We start from the raw sequence: 22,843 nt of genomic DNA, 5'->3' as shown, positions 1-22,843 counted from the left end.
AGTTTAAGCGCTTAGTTTTTCCACCTCCGCCATACCTGCTGCGATAAATTCTCCCAAAGAGAGGTTGCTGTTGTCGAGAAGGATGGCGTCCTCGGCCTGGCGAAGAGGGCTGTCGGCTCGGGTACTGTCGATGTGGTCGCGTTGGGCGAGGTTAGCCGCGACTTCGGCGCGGGTGGTGGCCACGCCCTTGGCCATCATTTCGGCCAGGCGACGGTCGGTACGAACGTCGATACTTGCCGTGACGAAAAGCTTCAGGTCAGCATCGGGAAAGACGACGGTGCCGATATCCCGGCCATCCATCACGATACCGCCGGTTTTGCCCATTTCCCTTTGCTGTGGGACTACCCAGCGGCGGACGGCAGAGATGGCCGCCACCGGAGATACGAACCCCGATACTGCTGGTTCCCGGATTTCCATTTCAACGTCCTCGCCGTTGAGTAGTGCATGGTTAGAGCCCGGGACAAAGTCAACCCGTAAACCTTCCAATGCACCTGCGACCGCACCCGCATTATCAATGTCTATATTCTCTCGTAAAAAATATAAGGTCACCATACGGTACATGGCTCCCGTATCAATGAACCGGTAGCCGAGTTGTCGCGCCATGGCCTTGGCCAGCGTTGATTTGCCGCAGGCGCTATAACCGTCGATGGCGATTGTGTAGGACATGTTGGGGGTATTGGTCTTTTGGTGCTATTGGTCCAGTGGTATGATTGATCTGTTGGCCTCTTCACACAACGAAGCCGATGATTTGCATCATCGGCTTCGCGTGGGAAAAGTATTCAGCCCATTAGTATTCATCCTCATTGAAAAGGAAGTCGTCCTTACGGGGGTAATCCGGCCAGACATCATCGATGATCTCGTAAGTTTCACCTTCATCTTCCATTGCCTGGAGGTTTTCGATCACTTCCAGCGGGGAGCCGGAGCGGACCGCATAATCGATCAATTCATCCCGGGTGGCGGGCCAAGGTGCATCCTCGAGGTGGGAAGCGAGTTCTAGAGTCCAATACATACTAACGCGTGGTTTTTTGTTGCTATTAAAAGAAGCCCTTAAGCAGGCAATTTGTTTCCCCGTTACCGGGCCACAAATGTAACAATTGGACGCAAACCAGCGCGAGGAAGTCACGAATTAACGATAAAATGCTGACTTTCAATTACTTGTAAGTACCGATGATTTGAAATTTTTTATTTTCATAACCTGGAGGAATCTGACCGATTCGGCTAGAATTTTTCGGACCAGTAGGATCACAAAAAACATAACGCTGCCCATCATAGGTAAAACCATCACCTCTTATGGCGTCCGTTCCTACTGCAATGGTCAGGTGATCATCATAGGCGACGACTGCCATGGGCATATTTAAAAGGTCACGGACGAGGGCAAAGAACAGGGCAGAGCGATCTTCGCAATCGGAAAAGCTGTACCCGAAAAGTTCTTCCGGCACCATTGGTTTAGAGTGACCGAAGTACTCATTGTCTTCTTTATAGTTGAAAGCCGAGCGGGTAAAGCTCACGAGCAATTCGATGCGTTGTTGATCATCCAATGGTTCCAGGTAGCGGCGAAGCTGTGGTAGCAGGCTCTCACGCAGTGTTGGTGAGAGTGGAGTTTCCAGGTAACAGTATTCGTGAATGAAGGGATAATCGGACATAATATCGACCATTGTACGGTCAAAAGTGATGTCCATATTTTGCTGTACGCCGTGGTAGTTGAAGCGCATCGCTTTTGTCTCGGGCTGCACGCCAAGTGCGGGCCACTTACGCAGCTGGAAGCCAAAAGACCGGCCGTGGGGGTTCGGCCGTTCATCGATGATGAAGAGTCTTTGCCGACCGTTACACGCACCATCAAGGCAGCTCAGGTTGGCGTACGGTCGGCCACCGGTATTGATAATCGGTACCTCAAAGAGGTCTTCGGTGGTATAAACGTTGACGAAAACCTGGTTGCCACGGAAGGTAAGCCGGGCATCGAATCCTGCATCGATCAGTAAGCCGAACAGGGTGATCTCCCTGGCGTTGCGATCACGGTCTCCGTAGACTACCTGCAGGCTGGTACGCGCCAGCTTATAAAACAAGAAATCATTCAGTTCATAGCGCTGTTTTGCTTCCAACAGGCTATTGAGCAAGACACGGCTTGGTTTTCGTATAGATTGCCGGTAAGCATTTCGAATACTGGCATTGGTCAATGGCCCGGGATCGGGGATGACCATGGCCGGATCGTAAACGACGGCTATCGGCTGCGCGTAAAACGGCAGCTCAAATCTACTGTAGGTAGTGGGGTCACCCAGGCGGGGAGCGCTGGAACCAGCTAGCAGCAACAAAAAAGCCGCTGCAAAGGAGAGGGAGGCAAAAATCGTTTTCATTCGTCAACTGAGGTGTAAAAGTTCTAAAGGGAAGCGGCTGGGTTGACGTTCCTGAATATGTGTGGTCAATATACGTTGAGGAAAGAAGAAAAGTATGCTAAAAAGGCCTTCGATAAGAGTTTAACCTTTACAAAGTGCGTCAATAACAAAATATTATTGGGAGATCCTGGCTAAATCACTTAATCAAACGTGCCACGTAGCTCTTTCCCGCCTGGTCCTGGATTCTTAAAATATACCAGCCCGAAACCAGGTTTGTCAGGCCGACAATGGGGCCACCTTGCTCCTCCCCGGAACTTTTCACGTTACGCCCTACTGCGTCAAATAGCTGATAATTGTAGTTGACAAACGTTTCCGGCAGATGAATTTCATCGGTGAACGGAACGGGGTAAACCTTGAGCGGAATAATCGCTGCCTGTCGGGTAGCCGTCCCTCCAGTCTGCTGTATGTCGAACTCGGTACAGTCCGGCTCAACGTCAAAGTCATAGTTGCGCCGAAAGATGCATCCCGATGGGCAATCGCCCGACCCGACTGAATAACGGACCCGCAGGCCGTCAGGAAGAACAGGTATCATTTCGATGTTATTACCGTCGCCGAACGCAGATACAGGTTCAACAAAATTATGTTCAGAGATAGCTATTTTGAAGGCCTCGGCGAGCGCCGGAGTGTTCAGGTGGCTGGTACTTGTCAGTTCTAGTCGGTGGGAATTAAGAATCAGAAAATCGTTGTAGCGGGTTACTTCAACCTCATAGAGGGCCAACATACTGTCCAGGGCAGCATTACCGGACGGATTACCGGCCCGGAGGTTGATCATCCAGGGCAGGCTGGGATCGGCATAAATATTGATTTTTTTGGTAGAGACCAACGGGAACGGCTGTACCCTAAGCTGATCAATCACAGTATCGCGTTCGGGCGAACTCTCTAGCTGATGAACGGCAAACAGTGCGGAGATGTACTCCGCACGCCTGGTGGAGTCAAATTCGATGGGCCGGTCAGTCGCTGTACCGCCGGAAACCATTTCGTTGAGCATGATCTGGGTGGCCTGTCCATCAAGCTCGTCGTATAGGAAGTCCAAAATACTGCAATCTGACTGAGCAACGAGTAGGCTACTGGTAAATAGCAGGAATAAAGAAAGCACTGTTTTCATAAGGGAAGCCCGGTTGCCATGGTGAGTTTACTAGCACAATGTAACAACTACCTTAAATTTCTAAAAGCAGCCACTCCTTTCAGCGCGAGCTTCTCCCACCAACAGACCAACCGACCAACCTACTGACAGACCAGCCTACCCCTCCAAGGCCTCCGAAGCCTCCTCCCAGGTCTCCATCACTTCTGCCAATTCGGCCTGCTTGGATTTCAGTTCAGCGGTCGTCTTGTCGACCTTAGCGGGGTCGTTGTAAAAATTCGGGTCGGACATCTTCAGGTGAATCTTCTCAATATCTTTTTCGAGCCGTTCAATCTTGCGTTCGGCATTACCGATGTCTTTTTCCAACCGACGCTTTTCTTCATGGCTGAGGTTAGAAACCTTTTGGGAGACTGGCGGAGCGCTGCCGTTGGACTTTGCCGCAGGAACATCATCGTCGGCCTTTGATTTCTCCAATTCCACCGCCCGCATATTATCAATCTTACGTTTTTCCAGGTAGAAGTTGATATCGCCAAGGTGCTCGTGTAGCTTGTGATCGCGGAACTCGATGGTGCGTTCGGTCAGCCCTGCCAGGAATTCCCGGTCGTGGCTAACCACGATGAGGGTACCGTCGTAGTTGAGTACTGCCTGCTTCAGCATGTCCTTACTGGCCATGTCGAGGTGGTTAGTAGGTTCGTCCAGTACGAGTAGCGAGAACGGACGCAGGAGCATACAGGCCAGGGCCAGCCGGGCGCGTTCGCCACCGGAGAGGACGGATACTTTCTTGTCCACATCTTCCCCGCTGAACAGGAAGGATCCGAGCATAGCCCGCAACTTAGTCCGCATTTCGGGCGGGCTGACTTCCTCCATGGTTTCCAACAGGGTCATCTTACCGTTGAGTTCCTCTGCCTGGTTCTGCGCGTAGTAGCCGACGGTAACGTTGTGACCGAGTTCGACTTCACCACTAGTGGCGGGAATCTCATCGATCAGTATCTTGGCAAGTGTCGTCTTCCCCTGGCCATTCTGTCCTACGAAGGAAACACGGTCTCCTTTGTCGATTTTCAGGTCGACGCCGCGTAAAACGTTGAGGTCGCCGTAGCTTTTAGTGATGTTGCGTGCGGTAAGCGTGATGGCGCCCGAGCGGGGAGCTTTCGGGAAACGGAGGTTCATCACCGCGTTGTTGGTTACGTCCAGCTCAATGCGTTCGACCTTATCGAGTTGCTTCTGCATACTCTGGGCCATCTTAGTCTTGGTGGCTTTGGCCATAAAGCGGGTGATCGTCCGCTCTTTTTCGGCAATCACCTTCTGCTGGTTTTCGTAGGCCGCTTCGGCCTTCTCCCGACGCTCGGCCTGCAGTTCAACGTACTTGGAGTAGTTGGCTTTGTAGTCGTAGATCTTACCCAATTCGACTTCCAGGGTACGGTTCGTAACGTTGTCGAGGAACTGCTTATCGTGACTGATGGTAACGACTGCACCGGAGTAGCTACTCAGCCAGTTTTCGAGCCAGATGATGGATTCGATATCAAGGTGGTTCGTAGGCTCATCGAGCAGGAGGTAATCCGGACGCATCAGAAGCATCTTGGCCAGTTCGATGCGCATTTGCCAGCCGCCGGAGAACTCGGTCGTTTGGCGGTTGAAGTCTTTTTGTTCGAAGCCGAGGCCCTTCAGGAATTTCTCTGCTTCGGCCTCCATCGTGATGCCGCCAACAATGGCGAAGCGCTCCGTCAGTGAGGTAAACTCTTCCAACATACTGGCGTAAGAGTCGGACGTATAATCGGTCCGCGTTTCCATTTCCTTATTCAGTTCTTCCAGGCGGTCTTCCATGGCCAGAATATGGGCGAAGGCGGTCAGCGTTTCCTCCATTACGGTGCGGCCGGTGGGCAGGTCCATCTCCTGGTGCAGGAACCCGAGCGTACTTCCGGTAGGGCGTACTACGGTGCCTTCGTCACACCCCTGGTCTCCGGCAATAATTTTCAAAATAGTAGACTTGCCAGCCCCGTTACGGCCCACCAGGCCGACCTTATCTCTCGCCATAATGACGAAAGAAATGTGATTGAACAGCACCCGATCGCCGTACTGTTGGTATATACCGGTTGCGCTTAGCATAGTCTTATTGGTCTTTTGGTACTATTTGTCCTATTGCCTTTTGAAGTAAAAGCCCTAGAAGTCATCATTTTGGGCGCGCAAAGGTAGGTATTTAGTCTTGTAGTCTTGTAGTCCGGTAGTCTTGTAATGCTACCACAAGGCTAATAAGGGCGCGGCCGCAGGTGCAAGGGAGGCACAAATAAGCAAGTGTTCCTATACCCAAACCGTAAAGGCTTAGGATACAGTTGACTTGAGAGCAGCAGCGATTGCAGGCGCTCAGCGCTGCGGCATTTCCCAAACCACTTCGTGATGAATATACCCCCAAAAGCGAATATTTACGAGCGCAGCGAGCAACCCACTTGCGGAGCCCACCAGACCACAAGACTACTGAACTACAAGACTAAATACCTACCTTCCCGCCTATGTCAGAAAACGCCCTACTTCTATTCATCAAAAACCCGATTCCGGGTAAAACCAAGACCCGTCTTGCCGCCGACGTAGGCAATGAAATGGCCCTACGGATGTACCACGTTCTTTGCGACTGGACGCGGGAGCAGGCGCAGGGACTGCCCGATGCTGACCGGTATCTCTATTATTCAAACGAAATTACGGAACCGGATGCCTGGCCTGCCGAGCACTTCCACAAACGGCTCCAGCACCCCGGCGACCTGGGCGAACGAATGGCAGAGGGGATACAGGCAGCTTTTGCCGCCGGGCACCGGCGGGTGGTCATCATCGGCAGCGATTGCCCGGGCATTGACACGGACTACCTTCAGGCGGCTTTCGCCGCCCTGGACAACGACGACGTAGTCATCGGCCCCGCACTCGATGGTGGCTATACGCTGCTCGGAATGCGCTCCTTCCTCCCTTCGTTATTTACTGACATGGCCTGGAGCACCGAAGAAGTATTCCCCACTACGCTCGCCAGGGCCGCAGCAGCCGGTAAAACCGTGCATGAATTAAAACCCCTCTCTGACGTAGACTACCTGGCAGACTGGCTTGGGTATGGGTGGGCGATGCCGGAATAGGGCTTAGGTTTTAGTATTCAGTGCTTAGGGTTCAGTGCCCGGTATTCAGTTTTCAGTGCACGGCAATCAGTGCTTAGGGGTGGGAAAACCAACTTGTCAGTAAGGATAATGGCACAAAATCAGCTTGCTTCTTAACGTATTCCACTGCACCTGCGATCGCGCGCCTAATTTAGTATTGTGGTCCTATTGGTCTTACTAGTGCTGCCGCACAGGGAGGTTCGGTATGCTCGTGAAGTTCAGTCTGAAAAACAATAGCCCGACAACCTGAGGTACTGAATACTGACTCCTTAGCCTGATTCCTGAAACCTGAACACTGATCTCTTACCCGGTTGTAACCGGCAGCCCCAGCCCCTGCAGCGCTCTTCGGCTGGCAATTTGCTCGGCACTCTTCTTATTGAAGTCTTCGCCTACGGCGAGGCGATCGCCATTTACCAGCACGGCGACACGGAAACGGTCTCGCTTATCTTGCTTGAAGCGGCGGAGGATTTCGTAATCTACCCGTTGTCCGTTTTTCTGGCAATGCTCCAATAACTGGCTTTTATAGTTATCGTCGTAAGTTTCCAGACCTTCCACGTCAACATAGCTGCGCAGCATTTTACGGAGTACGAACCGGGTGGTGAGTTTGTATCCCTGCTCTACGTACACTGCGCCAACTAATGCTTCTACGGCATTTCCGAGCATGGACTTGGCTATTCTGGTATTATTGAACGTTGAGAGGATCTCGTCAAGGCCCATGTTGAAACCAATCTCGTTGAGGCTCTTACGCTTTACGATTTTGGACCGCATTTTTGTCAGGAAGCCTTCATCTTCCGTTGGGTATTTCTTGTACAGGTACTCCGCCACGATGGTTCCCAATACGGCATCACCGAGGTATTCCAGGCGTTCGTTACTTTGTCCTCCGTAGGGGGAGACCTTTCCGTCGTTACTGCTTTTGTGATGAAAAGCAAGCTTAAAAAGCTTCAGGTAAGCGGGCGTGAAGCCGAGCAGACGGCGCAACCGACGGACAAAATCCTTTTCCGGAGACAAGTAATAATTATAGAATCGTCTGATCGCTTTGATCACGGTTACCTATGGATTAAAACGCTTAAAAATGGTAGCGGAATTATGACCACCAAAGCCAAAAGTATTACTCAGCGCAACATCAATCGTCTTTTCTACCGATTTATTAAACGTCAGGTTCAATTTAGGATCGATGTTCGGGTCGTCGGTGAAGTGATTGATGGTCGGCGGAACAAAATTATGTTGAATCGCCAGGACACAAGCAACTGATTCAATTGCAGCAGCAGCACCCAGCAGGTGGCCAGTCATCGACTTGGTGGAGCTGATGTGTAGGTTGTACGCGTCTTCTCCGAAGGCAAGCTGAATGGCTTTTAGTTCTGCGGTATCTCCCAGTGGCGTAGAGGTGCCGTGGGTATTGATGTAATCAACGTCAGCAGGGCTTAGGTTGGCATATTTAAGTGCATTGACCATGGCCATCTTTGCGCCGGCACCTTCGGGATGTGGGGCAGAGATGTGGTAGGCATCTGAGCTGGCGGCGTAGCCGGCAACTTCAGCCAGGATGGTCGCGCCACGCGCCTGAGCGTGCTCCAGGCTTTCAAGTACGAAGGCTCCGGCACCTTCACCGAGCACGAACCCGTCGCGGTCCGCGTCGTATGGACGGCTGGCCGTGGCCATGTCATCGTTACGTGTACTGAGGGCCTTCATGGAGTTGAAGCCACCGATACCGACTTTAGTAACAACTGCTTCGGAGCCACCGGTCACCATAATGTCGGCACGGCCGAGGCGGATATCGTCCGCAGCGGCCGCAAGGGCATGCCCCCCCGACGCACAGGCGGAAACGGTGGCATAGCTAGGGCCGCGGAGGTTGAACTCCATGCTGACGTAGCCAGCCCCCATGTTGGCGATCATCCGGGGGATCATGAAGGGGTTATAACGGGGCGTACCGTTACCTCCTTCAAAAATTTCGATTTGTTCTTCGAGGGAACGCAGACCACCGATTCCGCTGGCCCAAATGCAACCTGCACGGTCAGGGTCAACAGCGACCTGTGGTTTCCCTTCTTCGTCAATAGTCAGGAGCCCTGACATTTCCAACGCTTCATAAGCGGTGTAAAGGGCCATGACGGTATAACGATCCTGACGGCGAATGGCCCGGGCATCGAGCTTGGTAGCCGGGTCCCAGTCCTTCACCTCACAGGCAAACTGTGTTTTGAATAATTCCGGATCGAATTGAGTGATTGGGCCAGCACCACTGCGGCCTGTCTTTAGTCCTTCAAGGTATTCCGGAACGCTGTTCCCGATGGCGGTCAGGGCTCCGATTCCGGTAACGACAACACGATTCATGGGTTTGCTTTTTGTTTTTGTAGCGCCAGGCGCCTAAAGATATGCCCTGGGCGATGAGCTAATTAGTCATGCCGGGGCTACATACAAAACCGCCGCCCGTGGCTCACAAAGTGGGCACGTCGGGCGGCGGAAAGAAAGGGAACGGGAACAATTACTTCTCCACGCTGCTTTCAAGGTAGGTAACAGCATGGCCGACAGTCTGGATGTTTTCCGCCTGCTCGTCTGGAATACTGATATCGAATTCCTTTTCGAATTCCATGATCAATTCGACAGTGTCGAGACTGTCTGCTCCCAGGTCGTTTTGGAAACTGGCGTCTTTGGTGACCTCAGCTTCGTCTACGCCGAGCTTGTCGACAATGATTTGTTTTACTTTTTCCTCAATGCTAGCCATAACTTATTGGCGTTTAATGAACAATTGCGGCGCAAAAAATGCCCGAAGGGGCACCTATAGGCAAATCCAGATCACAGCTGTGATCCAAAACCGCGGTGCAAACTTACAACAAGATTAATAAGTATTTTGTGGACAAGCCCATCAAATAATCTTTAGTTTTTTTTTGACACCTTGTTTTAAGGGTAATCTCAGCAAACCCACACTTCCCCCGAAAGCCTTATTTTGACTAGGTTTCACGCCATTTTTGCGCCTATTCCGTCGCCAATTAGCCCCTTAAGCAGAAAATGGGCATCTTTTTGGTAAATTGCTGATTATCTTTGAATTCTTTATTGTTTAGTCATCGCCGATTGGATCAGAACACTACGCCCAATTTATGAAAGCGCATTTATTTTGTCTCGCGCTCTGTTTGGTCGGGGGTATTTTACTCGCTCAGACTAGTTCGACTCCCAAAAACGACCTGGAATTACGCCGCATCACCGGAACGCCTTACTGGCCATCTACTACCAAAATGCTTTGTGATCCCACTAATACCACACTCTCTGTCCAATGCGACGGGGAAACACCAATTAATGGAGACAACAATCCTGAAAACGGTGCATTTATGGAATGGTCGGCTACTGGCAGTAACTTGTACTACACCAGAATTTTAAGCCTGACGGATACTTTTGAAGTATTCCGGCCGGACTTCGTTGACCGTACCGTTTTCTTCCCAAACGAGCCAGACGGCATCTCTTACAGTAATTCCCTGGCCATAGGTGATAACATTCAAAACGACTGTATCCCTGAAGGAATTTACACCGTGCAGGTCTGGAGCGTTCAGGACCTTGACGGTAATTTGCTCCCTGACGTAGATCCTGCTACTGGTGCCATCATCGGCTGTTTTGTGGAGTGCTCTTTCGAGTTCCGCCCTTCTTGTGCCAGCAGCACGCTTTCGTTTTTTACCGTGGATGCACGCAACATTGGTTGTAGTGAAAATGGTGGCTCCGTGCGCCTCTATGATTTCCGCACCGAAAACATGTATTGCATCGACAACGATGGAGGAGGGACCACGATCAATTGGACCGGGCCGGGCACATTTTCCGCCACAGGTCCGGAAATAACCAATCTTTTACCCGGCATTTACAGTGCGGAGATTATGGACTATTACGGTTGTACGGCCTACTGGGACGTTAACATTGTTGAACTTGACAACGTGTCCTTCTCCTGCGCACTCCGAAGCATACCAACCACCGTCAACGGAACGGATGGTTCTATCACCATTGACATCATCGCCGGACTTGGAGATTATAACCTTTACTGGACCGGGCCCAGGGTAGATTCTCTGCTCAACATCACCGACGGTGAGGTCGTTATCCCCAACCTCCCCGCCGGCGATTACGTATTCACCGTTGTCGACCTTGAAAGCACTTGTACGGAAGATTGTCAGGTAACCATCTCCCCCCCAGACTGCGATGACCTGAGCGTAAACATCGTTGATCAACAAAACAGTGATTGTGATGGTGGGCTTAACGGCAGGATAGAAATCACCTTCTCCGGCAGCTTTAACCCTGTTCTAACCTGGAATGGCCCGGGGGTAGATGGTTCTTCCCTGACAACCCTGGAAGACCTGGGGCCGGGCACCTACGCCTACACTGTTGTTGATAGTCGGAACTGTTCCGAAACAGGTAGCATTATGTTGATTTCCGAACCCTCCTTCAACTTCAATTGTGGTGGCGTTGACGAAACGTTGCCTTTTCTGGATGATGGACTGATCGGGCTCAGTCTGACGGGAGGAGGAAGCCCCCCCTTCGTACTAAGTTACGTGGCTATTGACCAGGCAGGTGATAGCCTGCCACCCGTAAACAACCTCATCGTTACCGATGGGGATACGATTCGTAACCTTCCCGCCGGTGCTTATTTCCTCGAAATCGTGGACCAGACCGGTTGTACCAGGACCTGCGTTGCAACGATCGGAGAAGCGAATTGTGATATTTTCCCCAATTGTACGCCTCAGGATCCATTATCCGTGAGTGGCAATGGAAGCGTTACCCTGAACTTTGACAGCGGGCCCGACTGGTTCATTACGCTGAGCGGGCCGAAGGATACAACTTTTGTTAGCTCAACTCCTAACGTTTTCCTGGACGACTTGCCTCAGGGAAACTACGTCGTAAGCGTCTACAATACAGAAGGTTGTACGGGGAGCTGTACCTTTTCTATCGTTCCTCCACCTTGTACTTTGTCCTTCAACTCCTCCTTCAGTCAACCGCGTTGTTTTGCCAATGATGATGGTCGCATAGCTCTTGACATTAACGGGGCCGGAGCGGGGTTAATCGTTGATTGGAACGTAGACGCTTATGATGGTCGCTGGGTCGTCAATAATTTGCCTGCCGGGACCTACATCATCAACATTTCAGACCAGACGCAGTGCCCGCTTGAGCCCGACACCATCATACTTACCGAACCGGCGTTGCTTAGCGTAGACCTTAGCCAGGTGGATCCAATTCTATGTTTTGGAGACAGTACCGGTAGTTTACTGGCAACCGTTGTTGGTGGCACAGGAGCCGTTGTTTATGATTGGTCGGTAGATTCTTTGCCGGGCACAGCGACCGTTGATGGCCTCATAAATGGCACTTATTCTGTAGTGGTAACCGACGCCAATGGGTGCCAGGCTACCGACAACATTATCATCACACAACCACCTTTGCTCACCATGAATTGCAGTGCTACTGCGGAAACCATTGCGGGTGTAATGGACGGCACAGTATCAGTCGGGAACGCAGGTGCAGTAGGTGTTGTAATGCTGAGTGGGGACCTGGGCTCCTTCTCGCTGAGCGCGAACTCAGATACAACCTTTACCGATCTGAACCCAGGAACATATGACCTGATCATAACGGACCAGAACGGGTGTACAACGGAATGTTCCGCCATTGTCAACCCTGGCCCATGTCAGATCGGTTTAATGACGTCTACCGTCCAGCCTGATTGCGACAACCCACTGGGCTCCGCAACCGCAACACCAACTAACCCCTTCGGTCCCGTCTCTTATCAATGGAGCAACGGTGACACGCTGGCGGTAGCAGATAGCCTGCGCGCTGGTTCCTACCGGGTGACCATCGTTGACGCTTCCGGATGTGAAGCGACCGGACGCGTAATCATCTCACCCTTTACCGATACTCCTGGCCTCACGACTTCCGGAATTACCGGTGTGTGTGACGACGGCTGCACTAACCTGCAGCTTGGCCTGTCGGGTACTCCGCCGTTTGCCATTAACTATGCCTTCAGCAGACCTGGCGAACCCGAGCAAATACGCACCATTAACCGTTCGACCTCCGGACAGGAGTCCATTTGTCCTGCTGACCTGGGACTGACTTCACTTCAGGACGTCACCCTCAGGCTACTTGACATTACCGATGGAAACGGCTGTTTACGGCCCATTGACCGTAGCCTTCCAGTGGCGGTATTCCCACAAGCTATTGGCCGATTGGACACGGTTCTTTGTGTGGGGCAACGTTTAAATATTTTCGGTGACGTTTTTGACGAAAACCGGCTAATGGGACAAACCGTCCTTCCGTTTCCATCCGTCAACGGCTGTGACAGTACCTTGCTCGTCAACGTTCAATACTTTGCACCTGCGTTCAGCGCCTTTGACACTACCCTCTGTATCGGCACCCAATTAAACTTCTTTGGCCAGACATTTAACAACAACCGTCGTTCCGGAAGCGTAATAGTTCCCACACCTTCAGCAGGTGGTTGCGACAGTACGGTGCTGGTGACTGTTGATTTCTTCGCGCCATCAATCAGTACACTTGACACCACCCTCTGCCCCGGCCAACGACTGAATTACTTCGGTCAAATTTTCCACTCCAACCGGACTACCGGAGAAGTCGTCGTGCCAACACCATCAGTAAACGGATGTGACAGCACGGTGATGGTGACGGTAAACTTCTTCCCGGAAGCCATGGGCGTATTGGATACCACGATCTGCAATTACACCCGTCTGTTTTATTTTGGGCAATACTTCGACATCAACCGTCCACGCGGTATGGTCCGCCTTCCCATTCCTTCTGCTGCTGGCTGCGACAGTACGGTAATGGTGAGCGTCGATTTTCACCCAGAGGTAATTGGTGTGCTGGATACGGCCATTTGCGAAGGCACAACCCTTCAGTACGGCGATGTACTGTTCGAAGGCGCGGCGAATAATGTGCTTACCCAGCTCGACATTCCGGATCGTTACGGTTGTGACAGCCTTGTTTTCGTCACCGTTAGTACCATCCCTATTCCTGAAGTGAGGATTTCAGGAGATGGGATTATTTGTCCGGGAGGAGAACTGGAAATTAACTTTTCTTATGATGGGCCAGGGATTGCAACGGTCATTCTCAGCTCAAACCCTACGGAAAGAATTACCCTTGTGGCGGGTTCGACCACCATCAACCGGCTGGTTCCGGCGGGCTCCGTGGTAACCATAATAGACGTGACGGGTGAAGGTCCCTGCCCGGCCATCAGTTCAGGAAGCATCACCGTCAGAGAAACAGACCTGGCGGTAAATATTGACATCCTGAGCGGAGACGGCGTTTTTGCCGTAAGCTGTGCCGATGGTTCGGATGGAGAAGTATTGGCCATACCCAGCGGAGGAGTACCACCTTACACCTTCCAATGGAATAACGGTGGAGAAAATGCGGAGCTACGGAACCTGCCGGCCGGGAATTATAATGTTCAGGTAACGAGCTCCCGGGGTTGCCGGGCGGAAGCCAGGATAGGACTAACGGCCCCCGAAATTCTGGTTTCCGTACTCTCGGAGGTAGATGCCAACTGTCGTGACACCTTGCCATCAATCATTTTAAGAGACGTACAAGGCGGCGTAAGTCCTTACCTTTTCCGTATTGGTAATAACAGTGGATTCAGGCCGATAAACAATTTACCGGACACCTTGCTGTTGCCCGTTGGCCGGTCTTTGTTAGAGGTAGAAGACGTCAATGGTTGCCTGCTTTCAGAGACCTTCACTTTCGGCCCACCTCCACTTGCTGAGGTTTTTGCTACGCCTTCACGCACGATCATTGCACAGGGTGATAGTGCCAACATTAGGGTACTAACTAACCTGGACGTGACGGGGTTTCAGGTTAGCCCATGGCCAGACTCCATGATCTTCAACGACAACTTTTTTGTCGGCCCGACCGAGAATACAACTTATCAGATTTCGGTGATGGATGAGTTCGGCTGCTTTGCTTCCACTATGGTGGAGGTAATCATTGATGATTTTGTTCCAGTTTATGTTCCAAACGTCTTCACTCCTAACGAGGATGGGGTCAATGATCTTTTCCGGCTCTATGCCAGACCGAGGACGGTGCTGAATTTTTCCAATTTCACCATTTTCAATCGTTGGGGAGCAATGGTCTATCACCTTGAGGATACAGTAAGCCCCACAGATGCCTCCTGGGGCTGGGATGGCTTTGCACCGAATGGTGACATCAACGAGCAAGACGTTTATATTTACAAGGTAAAAGTGCAATTACTCGATGGCCGGACAGTCGAATTGGCAGGTGACGTACTACTCTTGAGGTAGTATTTCAGCTCATCGTTTGCTTAAAAAGTCTTAAACTCGATTTCTTTCCCTTAAACAAATGTAAAAACTCAATAAGTAAGGCACCGATTACACCCTGTTTTATCGTTAAACACGCACCGATATTCATTTAGAGCATAGAGACATGATTAAGTACATATTCACCAGCCTGCTTTTATTAAGCTCCCTTGGCATTGCCACTGCCGCTACACCAGAAGTTCTTCTTGACGAAGTGATGACTTCATCCGTTGTTGACCAAGCTGAGTACATTAAACGCTACAAGGAAGTAGCCATGCGGGAAATGGAACGCACCGGTGTTCCGGCCAGCATTAAACTTGCCCAAGGCTTATTAGAAAGTGATTCCGGCAAGAGCAGACTTGCCCGCAGCGCCAATAACCATTTTGGGATCAAGTGTGGCAGCCAGTGGAATGGTGACACGTATTTTAAGGAAGACGACGACTATAATGAGCAAGGGCGTCTGGTCAAAAGTTGCTTCCGTCAATACAGAAATGCAGAAGCCAGTTTTGTTGCTCATTCTGAATTTCTTCGAGATCCGGCAAAGTCTTTCCGTTACGGGTTTTTGTTCCGTCTTGACCCTGTTGACTACAAAGCATGGGCAGAAGGGCTTCGTCGTTCCGGCTATGCCACTAACCCTGACTACCCCAAACTGCTCATTTCTTTGATTGAACGGTACAACCTCAATCAATACGACCAGTCAAGTGTTGTTGTTGAAACGCCTGAAGTCGTACTCGAACCAATTGCAGAATTGCAGCGCGGTATTCTGCGGACAAACGATGTCAGCTACTTTGTTAACGATGCCCCCATCAGCGTACAGGACATCGCCCGCCAGGTAGACGTAAGTGTGAGCCGCCTGCTCGACTACAATGAAGGCCTGCTCCAGCAAAATCAGAATGTTGATTCTGGTGACCGTGTCTACTTGCAGAAAAAACGTAACGCTTATCGCGGATACGAGAAATACCACGTAGTGGAAGAGGGAGAGAATCTTTACGACATTGCACAGCGCTACGCCCTCAAACTAGAGAAACTCGCCAAGCGAAACCGCCTGCGCGAAAACAGTGATCCCGCCACCGGCGAACGCATAAAACTACGTGGCAGCAAGGTTAAGGAGCTCGTTCGCCTTGAAGGGGAGCGTGATCCGAACGCTCCAACGAACAATGTTCCTACCGGAGACGACGGCCGTATCCTCATTGACGACCCGACGGATACCAACACCCAACCAACCGTGCCAAGACCCGGTACAAATGTTCCTACGACTACGACTCCCCGGCCTACGACTCCACCAACGACTAATCCAAGCCCGATTCCCCCGGTTGTATTGCCACCAGCCGTAACGAACCCTCCTGGCCAGCCGACAACTACTCCAACAAACACCACAGAGCAGTTCCACAGCGTATCCGCCGGAGAAACACTTTATGCCATCAGCCGGCGGTATGGCCTGACGGTAGATGCGCTCAAGCAGTTGAATCGCCTGACGGGCAACACTATTTCCATCGGCCAGCGCCTGCGGGTTCGGTAGTTTTATAGTCCGGTAAAAGTTTGTCTGGCGGCTACGGTACGACTTACCTTAGCCCAACAACAAACCATTTTCCGTGCGGCTAAAACTCTCTTTACTTCTGTTACTGACGATTTCATTCGGCAGTAACCAGCTCATCGCTCAGGACCTAGAACAAGAAGGTGAATATGGCGTCGATTGGGGTGGCTATCTCTTTGGCATCAAGGGCGGACCGAGCCTTGGCAATCAGGATTGGTCCGGGTTAGAAACGGAATTATTGCTCGCTTACCACGGTGCATTATACTACGAAACCATTCCTGCCCAAGGGAGATTTAGCTTCTTTGGCCAGCTGGGATATCACGTCAGAGGCAGTAAAATCAGTCGGCGGCGAGGTTTCACCTTTAATGGCGGGCAGGTCACCTTGCCAGCAGATGATTTTCGCTTCCAGAATGTCTCGGCCGCAATTGGTGGCAAATCTGTTTTCGCCTATACGCGTGCTGCAGATATTTACTACGTTTTAGGATTAAGAGTAGACTACACACTCAGCAACAACTTGAGCGAGTACAATGACCTCAGCAATAGCGTAAGTGCCGCCTTTAGGCTAAATTACCCTATCGAGGTCGAGGAGCCTACCAGGTCCGTCAGGCCAATCATGGCTGGTGCAATTTTTGGTGCCGGCGCACTCATTCCCATCTCCGATAAAACGAGTGGATTTATCGAAATCACCGCAAATCCCGACTTTACCTTTCAGTACAATCAAGGGCCAATCGAGAACGTGATCGATCCATTTGGCGGCGCACCCCGAACAATCGGTGCCCGGCAAATCCGAAACTTCACCATCGAGATCAGCTTCGGGCTGCGCTTCATGCGTAAGTGGAAATATGTCAATTAAGCAACAATTTCGCACCTTGGGCGAAGGGCTCTCCGGTCTGCTTTACCCCCGGCTCTGCCTCAATTGCCGGCAGACGGTCACCCGTGGCCAACCCACCCAACTCTGCTTTTCCTGCCAAAGCGACCTTGCGCTGACCGAGCACTGGCTGCTGCCCGAAAATGAACTTACGGATCGGCTGACTGGTCGCCTCCCCCTCACCTTCGGAGCGGCCCTGCTCTTTTTTAATACGGGTACCGTCTGCCAGCAGTTGATCCATGCCTTAAAATACCATCACCGACCAGATATTGGCGTAGAATTAGGTCAGCGGTTAGGAGCCTTGCTAAAAGAACATCCGGCACTTCAGGACCTGGACGGCCTCGTCCCCGTACCAATACACCCTGACCGTCGCCACCAAAGAGGGTACAACCAGGCGGAAGAAATTGGCCGGGGCGTTTCAAGGGCACTCGGAAAACCAATGTATGCGGATGCGTTACGCAGAAGAAGTTTCAAAGGTTCCCAAACGAAGAAGAGTCGTTTTGAACGGGTTGAAAACACCCGGGATTCTTTCATTACCGGCACCGGTGATTTTACCGGAAAGCATCTCCTGTTGATTGACGATGTACTGACGACCGGCGCTACACTTGATTTTTGCGGTAACATACTGTTGGAGCACCACCCGGAGTTGCGGGTTGGGATAGCTACTTTGGCCATCACTGCGGGGTGAGCGGGTTAAGTGGATAGAATTTGTACACTTACTCCTGAATGCAGGAGTGGCCAGCCCGTGCTTACAACTTTTTAAAAAGTTTGACAAGGCCCAAATCGAAGCCCCGAAACCCGCATATTTCCTCTGGTCCAACTTTTTAAAAAGTTGGACCAGACCAGCACAAGAAACTCTTACACCCAAAAATCCATTTTGAAATTCGCCGATCTTCCCTACCTTTGCGCATGGAAACGAACTATCCCCCCAAGTTTGCCGAGCAGGGCCTCACTTTTGATGACGTCCTCCTTCTCCCCGCCTATAGTGAAGTACTTCCCCGCGAAGTCAACCTTTCAAGCCAGCTTACCCGTGGGTTGCGACTCAATGCCCCCATTGTGTCAGCAGCGATGGATACTGTAACTGACGGTAGATTAGCCATCGCCATCGCCCGCCAGGGTGGCATCGGTATCGTCCATAAAAACATGACCATTGCGCAGCAGGCCGAACAGGTCCGTATGGTCAAGCGTTCGGAATCGGGCATGATCGTCGATCCGGTAACCCTTAAGGCTGATGCCTCCGTTGCCGACGCTAAGGCGCTGATGCAACGCCACCGCATTGGCGGTATACCAATCGTGAACGACAATTTCCATTTGATTGGCATCCTGACTAATCGTGATTTACGCTTCGAGAAGGACGGAAATCGTCGGATCAGTGAAATCATGACGATCAAAAACCTGGTCACGGCTCCCGTAGGAACAACTTTAGACCTCGCAAAAGATATCCTCCAGCGTCATAAGATTGAAAAACTCCCGGTCGTAAGTAATACCGGCCTGTTGGAAGGCCTCATCACCTATAAGGACATCATGAAGGTGAAGGATTATCCCAACGCCTGCAAAGACAGCTACGGCCGACTGGTCGTTGGCGGTGCTATCGGTGTCACGGCCGACATGCTGGAACGGGTGCAGGCCCTGGTAAACGTCAATGTGGATGCCATTACTGTAGATACGGCCCACGGCCATAGCCGGGGTGTATTAGAAGCAGTTACCCGGGTGAAGGATGCTTTCCCTGACCTGCAGGTGATTGGTGGTAATGTGGCCACCGGCGCAGCGGCTAAGGCACTGGCCGATGCCGGTGTTGATGGCGTAAAGGTCGGTGTAGGGCCGGGCTCCATCTGTACCACCAGAATCGTAGCCGGGGTCGGTGTCCCTCAACTTAGTGCCATCCACAACGCCGCAGAGGCCCTCAAGGGTACCGGTATTCCAATCGTAGGCGACGGAGGTATTCGGTATTCTGGTGACATCGTGAAGGCGTTAGCGGCGGGTGCCTCGACCATCATGGCGGGAAGCCTGTTCGCGGGGGTGGACGAAAGCCCCGGAGAAACGATCCTGTTCGATGGCCGTAAGTTTAAGGTCTATCGCGGTATGGGCTCGCTTGGTGCGATGAACCAGGGCAGTAAAGACCGGTACTTCCAGGATGTGGAAGACGACGTAAAAAAACTGGTTCCGGAAGGGATCGAGGGCAGGATTCCCTACAAAGGCAGCTTGGCCGAGGTGGTGACTCAGTATCTTGGCGGCCTTCGCGCCGGCATGGGGTACTGTGGTGCACACACCATCGAAGACCTCCAAAAAGCACAGTTTGTACGCATCACCGGAGCAGGTATGATGGAAAGCCATCCGCACAATATTACGATCACTAAGGAGGCTCCGAATTACTCCCGGAGGTAGTTAAGTAGTCTACAGTCAGAGAGTCAAGTAGCGGGGGAGTTGGACAATGTATTCCAATTTTGCTCTTTAACTCTTCTTTGCACCTGCGGCCTCGCTTCATTATTCCGATAGTTAAGAAGTTTGTAGTCAGATAGAGTAGGACTGTACTAAAGACTACTTGACTGTAGACTATTTGACTAATCAGGCGAGATCGCAGGTGCAAAAAGAGGTTTTGCAGCAAAGTGCGCGCGCGCCAACACTGTCGTTAATTTCCATCAATCCGGTACCGTACCGACAAATTTCCATCAACGATGTCAACATCCCTCCTAGTCGTCAGTGATTACCGGGACAGCCTGAACGCCGTTCGTCCGGAGGGACGCTGGTTCATCGGCCTGGTCCGCGATTATGGTTATTCCGTCACAGTAATGACCCGACGGAAAGGCGCCAACTACATCGGGGAACTGGAAGCCGGGGGCGTCCGGGTGATCGACTGGCACCCCGAGTCGAAATTCGGTGCAGCAGACCGCGATGGCATCCGGGCCGAGCTACAAGCCAACCATTATGACCTGCTCCACCTGTTCAACAACAAAAGTATTGTTGCTGGCATTCGCGCCGCCAAAGGCTGGCCGGGTAAAGTGCTGACCTACCGTGGTTACACTGGCAACATCCACTGGTGGGATCCAGGCGCTTACTTTCAGCACTTAAACTCCCGGGTTGATGGTATCATCTGCGTCAGCCAAGCCGTAAAAGACAGTTTTGACCGACTACCCTTCTTCGACAAAAGTAAAACCCTCGTCGCTGGCAAAGGGCATGACCCTGAATGGTACACGGACATTATACCCATTAACCTCGAAGCCGAGTTCAACATTCCGCCAGAACGGATCACCATCATTATCGTTGCCAACGCCCGCCGGATGAAGGGAATGGATTATCTCGGCACTGCTATCCGGCGGCTCCCGCCGGAGTTGGGCATTCATTTCCTCTTCGTTGGTCGCGGCCTCGAAACACCCGAGATTAAATCCGACCTGGCCGATAGCTATTATGGCCATCAGTTTACCTTCGCCGGATTCAGGACCGATGTACTCCGGATTCTCGCCGCCGCCGACGTAAGTCTACTCCCCAGTGTCAAAGGTGAAGGCCTTAGCAAGGTCCTCCTGGAAAGCATGTTCCTGGGCCGCCCCACCATCATGACCGACATTGGTGGTAATAAAGGACTGGGCATCAATGGTGAAACCGCCTTGATCATTCCCGCTCGGGACGATGAGCCCCTCACCACTGCCATGACCCGGATCGCCGAAGACGAAACGCTCCGAAACCGATTGGGCCCCGCCGGCAAAGCCTACATTACAAAGCATTACCAGGCAGACCGGACGGTGCGGGAGTTACATGAAGCTTATGAGAAAGTCTTGTAGTTCGATAGTTTTATAGTCTTGTAAGCTGCCGCAGGGGGATGCTCGCTACTGCTCATGAGCCCGTGGTTTATTTGGGTAATACCCAGACCATTAATCTTCTCACTTAAAATGAGCTTGTGGATTCTTAAACCCCAAAACGATCGAAGCGAGCAGCCTAATGCGGTAGCTTACTAGAGCACCCGACTATAAGACTACCTAACCTGCCCTTCCCCCCTAACCAACCACTTATAGCTGGTCAGTGCTGCCAGCCCCATCGGCCCACGGGCGTGAAGCTTTTGCGTACTGATCCCGATTTCTGCGCCTAGTTCAAACTGCCCGCCGTCGGTAAAGGCCGTACTGGCGTTGGCGTAAACGACTGCTGCATCCACCTCTTTGAGGTAACGTTGAATATTTTCAGTGTTATTGCTCACTATGGTTTCACTGTGCCTACTGCCGTAGCGTTCAACGTGAGCAATGGCTTCGCTGATGTCGTCAACGCATTTGACAGACATCTTCATGCTCAGAAATTCGGTGCCAAAGCTTTCTTCCGTAGCCTCCAGTAGTTCTCCCGGATACAGGCCGATGGTAACGGCAAACGCTTCCGGATCGGCGTAAACCACACAGTTATGGTCTTGCCCCAGCTCATAGATCAAGTCATGAAGTACACCGAGGTGGTCCCGATGTACCAGCAAGCAGTCCAGCGCATTGCAGACACTGACCCGCCGGCTCTTAGCATTGGTAATGATGGCCTTTGCCCATTCCAGATTGGCGTCGGCGTCGACGTAAACATGGCAAATACCGGCTCCTGTTTCAATGACCGGAACCGAGGAATTGGCCCGCACGAAATCGATCAGACCCTGACTACCCCGGGGAATGATAACATCAACCAGCCCGTCAGCCTTGAGAATGGGAACGAGCGCTTCGCGCTCCGCCGGAGCGAGGTAGCAGGCAGGTGGCAACCCCGTAGACGCTAACGCCTCATCTATAATTAACTTGATGGCTTGGTTACTGTCGCGGGCGTCCCGACTCCCCTTCAGCACCGAAGCATTACCAGCCTTGAGGTTAAGTGCGAAGACATCGAACGTAACGTTCGGCCGGGATTCAAAGACAATACCTACTACGCCAATTGGTACGCTGACCCGGCTTAGTTCCAAGCCATTTGCCAGCGTATTAGCCTCGTGTACAACGCCGAGGGGAGAGGGTAAAGCAGCCACCCGCCGCAGATCTGCCGCAATGGCCCACAGCCGATCTTCATTCAGCAACAGGCGATCGTATTTTGGATTTTCCGGGTCCATCCGGGCTAAGTCAAGTGCATTGGCCTGCAGAATACGCCCCATGTTCGCTTCGGTCAATTCCGCCAACTTTAAAAGGCAGCTGTTCAAACTCGACGGAGATACGCGATTTAGCCCTGCGGCTGCAAGCCGCAGGTTGGCAAGTTCTTTAAGAATTTGGGAGGAAGCGTCAGTAGAAGTCATCGAATGTTTAATTGCTGTAGTAGGAACAACAAAGTTAGCGGCCTGGTCGGTCCGGACAATATCAGGTCTTTATCGTTTTACGGTTTATAGGGGCAGACACTCGCTGCGTGAGGTTGAAAACGCTTCGCTCGGTAGACGGCCTTCGGCCTTGTAGACGCGCTTCGCGCTTGTAGAAGGTAGACTGACTAAACTTTCGTTGCCTGGAATAAGGAAGGACAACGCAGTCCCAGGTCACAGCGGTGCCCCTATGGTCTGACGGCGCTAAGCGTCGTACCGCTAGCGGCTAGTCCGCTACCCCGGACTTCGTCCAGGGTAACCATTGTGTATTCGCTACGCAAAGTTTGG

At 51.9% G+C, this 22,843-nt stretch carries 16 protein-coding genes; 7 read left to right on the top strand and 9 right to left on the bottom strand.

All coding sequences use genetic code 11. The features are described 5' to 3' along the window. Window positions 1–3: 3 nt before the first annotated feature. From cmk to B036_RS0114060, 5 genes are all read right to left on the bottom strand, one after another. Window positions 4–666, bottom strand: coding sequence for a (d)CMP kinase (gene cmk, locus B036_RS0114080; protein WP_020569367.1), 663 nt, complete (start codon window positions 664–666; stop codon window positions 4–6). A gap of 121 nt (window positions 667–787) precedes the next feature. Beyond that, on the bottom strand, window positions 788–1,009 hold the full coding sequence (locus B036_RS0114075) for a DUF2795 domain-containing protein (protein ID WP_020569366.1): 222 nt from the start codon (window positions 1,007–1,009) through the stop codon (window positions 788–790). A gap of 142 nt (window positions 1,010–1,151) precedes the next feature. Beyond that, complete coding sequence (locus tag B036_RS0114070; RefSeq protein ID WP_020569365.1) at window positions 1,152–2,351, bottom strand: hypothetical protein; 1,200 nt, start codon at window positions 2,349–2,351, stop codon at window positions 1,152–1,154. Window positions 2,352–2,526: 175 nt separating this feature from the next. Beyond that, on the bottom strand, window positions 2,527–3,495 hold the full coding sequence (locus B036_RS0114065) for a T9SS type A sorting domain-containing protein (protein WP_020569364.1): 969 nt from the start codon (window positions 3,493–3,495) through the stop codon (window positions 2,527–2,529). A 135-nt stretch (window positions 3,496–3,630) separates the two neighbouring features. Further along, the gene (locus B036_RS0114060; RefSeq protein ID WP_020569363.1) at window positions 3,631–5,574 is read right to left on the bottom strand and encodes an ABC-F family ATP-binding cassette domain-containing protein; all 1,944 of its coding nucleotides are present in this window, start codon (window positions 5,572–5,574) and stop codon (window positions 3,631–3,633) included. Window positions 5,575–5,975: 401 nt separating this feature from the next. Here B036_RS0114060 and B036_RS0114055 point away from each other — a divergent pair, with 401 nt between their 5' ends. After that, window positions 5,976–6,581, top strand: coding sequence for a TIGR04282 family arsenosugar biosynthesis glycosyltransferase (locus B036_RS0114055; RefSeq protein ID WP_020569362.1), 606 nt, complete (start codon window positions 5,976–5,978; stop codon window positions 6,579–6,581). A gap of 321 nt (window positions 6,582–6,902) precedes the next feature. Here the strand turns inward: B036_RS0114055 and rnc are convergent, their stop codons facing one another. The 3 genes from rnc to B036_RS0114040 all read right to left on the bottom strand — a co-directional run bounded on the left by rnc (window position 6,903) and on the right by B036_RS0114040 (window position 9,312). Then, window positions 6,903–7,643, bottom strand: a complete 741-nt coding sequence (rnc, locus tag B036_RS0114050; protein ID WP_245557473.1) for a ribonuclease III — start codon at window positions 7,641–7,643, stop codon at window positions 6,903–6,905. A 6-nt stretch (window positions 7,644–7,649) separates the two neighbouring features. Next, window positions 7,650–8,921, bottom strand: coding sequence for a beta-ketoacyl-ACP synthase II (gene fabF, locus B036_RS0114045; RefSeq protein ID WP_020569360.1), 1,272 nt, complete (start codon window positions 8,919–8,921; stop codon window positions 7,650–7,652). 151 nt (window positions 8,922–9,072) lie between these two features. Beyond that, on the bottom strand, window positions 9,073–9,312 hold the full coding sequence (locus B036_RS0114040; protein WP_020569359.1) for an acyl carrier protein: 240 nt from the start codon (window positions 9,310–9,312) through the stop codon (window positions 9,073–9,075). Between the two features lie 373 nt (window positions 9,313–9,685). On the opposite strand from B036_RS0114040, the gene B036_RS0114035 reads away from it, so the two are divergent. The 6 genes from B036_RS0114035 (at window position 9,686) to B036_RS0114010 (ending at window position 21,044) form a co-directional block, all read left to right on the top strand. Then, complete coding sequence (locus tag B036_RS0114035; protein WP_044102750.1) at window positions 9,686–14,851, top strand: T9SS type B sorting domain-containing protein; 5,166 nt, start codon at window positions 9,686–9,688, stop codon at window positions 14,849–14,851. Between the two features lie 142 nt (window positions 14,852–14,993). Then, window positions 14,994–16,385 (top strand): glucosaminidase domain-containing protein, encoded by a 1,392-nt coding sequence (locus tag B036_RS29390; protein ID WP_020569357.1) that lies wholly within the window; start codon window positions 14,994–14,996, stop codon window positions 16,383–16,385. 73 nt (window positions 16,386–16,458) lie between these two features. Beyond that, the gene (locus B036_RS0114025; RefSeq protein ID WP_020569356.1) at window positions 16,459–17,253 is read left to right on the top strand and encodes a hypothetical protein; all 795 of its coding nucleotides are present in this window, start codon (window positions 16,459–16,461) and stop codon (window positions 17,251–17,253) included. Then, window positions 17,243–17,956 (top strand): ComF family protein, encoded by a 714-nt coding sequence (locus B036_RS0114020; RefSeq protein ID WP_020569355.1) that lies wholly within the window; start codon window positions 17,243–17,245, stop codon window positions 17,954–17,956. Before B036_RS0114025 ends, B036_RS0114020 begins: the two co-directional genes overlap by 11 nt. Before the next feature lie 221 nt (window positions 17,957–18,177). Continuing rightward, window positions 18,178–19,653, top strand: coding sequence for an IMP dehydrogenase (gene guaB / locus B036_RS0114015; RefSeq protein WP_020569354.1), 1,476 nt, complete (start codon window positions 18,178–18,180; stop codon window positions 19,651–19,653). A 290-nt stretch (window positions 19,654–19,943) separates the two neighbouring features. Then, a complete protein-coding gene (locus B036_RS0114010; protein WP_020569353.1) occupies window positions 19,944–21,044 on the top strand; it encodes a glycosyltransferase family 4 protein in 1,101 nt (366 codons plus the stop codon). Window positions 21,045–21,235: 191 nt separating this feature from the next. On the opposite strand, the gene B036_RS0114005 is transcribed toward B036_RS0114010, so the two are convergent. Then, complete coding sequence (locus B036_RS0114005; RefSeq protein WP_020569352.1) at window positions 21,236–22,498, bottom strand: glutamate-5-semialdehyde dehydrogenase; 1,263 nt, start codon at window positions 22,496–22,498, stop codon at window positions 21,236–21,238. Between the last annotated feature and the right edge of the window lie 345 nt (window positions 22,499–22,843).

Origin of the sequence: Neolewinella persica DSM 23188, assembly GCF_000373105.1 — a bacterium.
Lineage (GTDB): Bacteria > Bacteroidota > Bacteroidia > Chitinophagales > Saprospiraceae > Neolewinella > Neolewinella persica.
The sequence above is the reverse complement of the archived record's forward strand: the minus strand, read 5'-3'. Positions and strand labels throughout refer to the sequence as shown.

Bases quoted from the DNA above. Each gene is read 5' to 3' on its own strand.
- cmk (WP_020569367.1), bottom strand. From the start codon at position 666: ATGTCCTACACAATCGCCATCGACGGTTATAGCGCCTGCGGCAAATCA.
- B036_RS0114065 (WP_020569364.1), bottom strand. From the start codon at position 3,495: ATGAAAACAGTGCTTTCTTTATTCCTGCTATTTACCAGTAGCCTACTC.
- B036_RS29390 (WP_020569357.1), top strand. From the start codon at position 14,994: ATGATTAAGTACATATTCACCAGCCTGCTTTTATTAAGCTCCCTTGGC.
- B036_RS0114010 (WP_020569353.1), top strand. From the start codon at position 19,944: ATGTCAACATCCCTCCTAGTCGTCAGTGATTACCGGGACAGCCTGAAC.
- B036_RS0114020 (WP_020569355.1), top strand. From the start codon at position 17,243: ATGTCAATTAAGCAACAATTTCGCACCTTGGGCGAAGGGCTCTCCGGT.
- guaB (WP_020569354.1), top strand. From the start codon at position 18,178: ATGGAAACGAACTATCCCCCCAAGTTTGCCGAGCAGGGCCTCACTTTT.
- B036_RS0114035 (WP_044102750.1), top strand. From the start codon at position 9,686: ATGAAAGCGCATTTATTTTGTCTCGCGCTCTGTTTGGTCGGGGGTATT.
- B036_RS0114055 (WP_020569362.1), top strand. From the start codon at position 5,976: ATGTCAGAAAACGCCCTACTTCTATTCATCAAAAACCCGATTCCGGGT.
- B036_RS0114060 (WP_020569363.1), bottom strand. From the start codon at position 5,574: ATGCTAAGCGCAACCGGTATATACCAACAGTACGGCGATCGGGTGCTG.
- B036_RS0114070 (WP_020569365.1), bottom strand. From the start codon at position 2,351: ATGAAAACGATTTTTGCCTCCCTCTCCTTTGCAGCGGCTTTTTTGTTG.
- B036_RS0114040 (WP_020569359.1), bottom strand. From the start codon at position 9,312: ATGGCTAGCATTGAGGAAAAAGTAAAACAAATCATTGTCGACAAGCTC.
- B036_RS0114075 (WP_020569366.1), bottom strand. From the start codon at position 1,009: ATGTATTGGACTCTAGAACTCGCTTCCCACCTCGAGGATGCACCTTGG.
- B036_RS0114005 (WP_020569352.1), bottom strand. From the start codon at position 22,498: ATGACTTCTACTGACGCTTCCTCCCAAATTCTTAAAGAACTTGCCAAC.
- fabF (WP_020569360.1), bottom strand. From the start codon at position 8,921: ATGAATCGTGTTGTCGTTACCGGAATCGGAGCCCTGACCGCCATCGGG.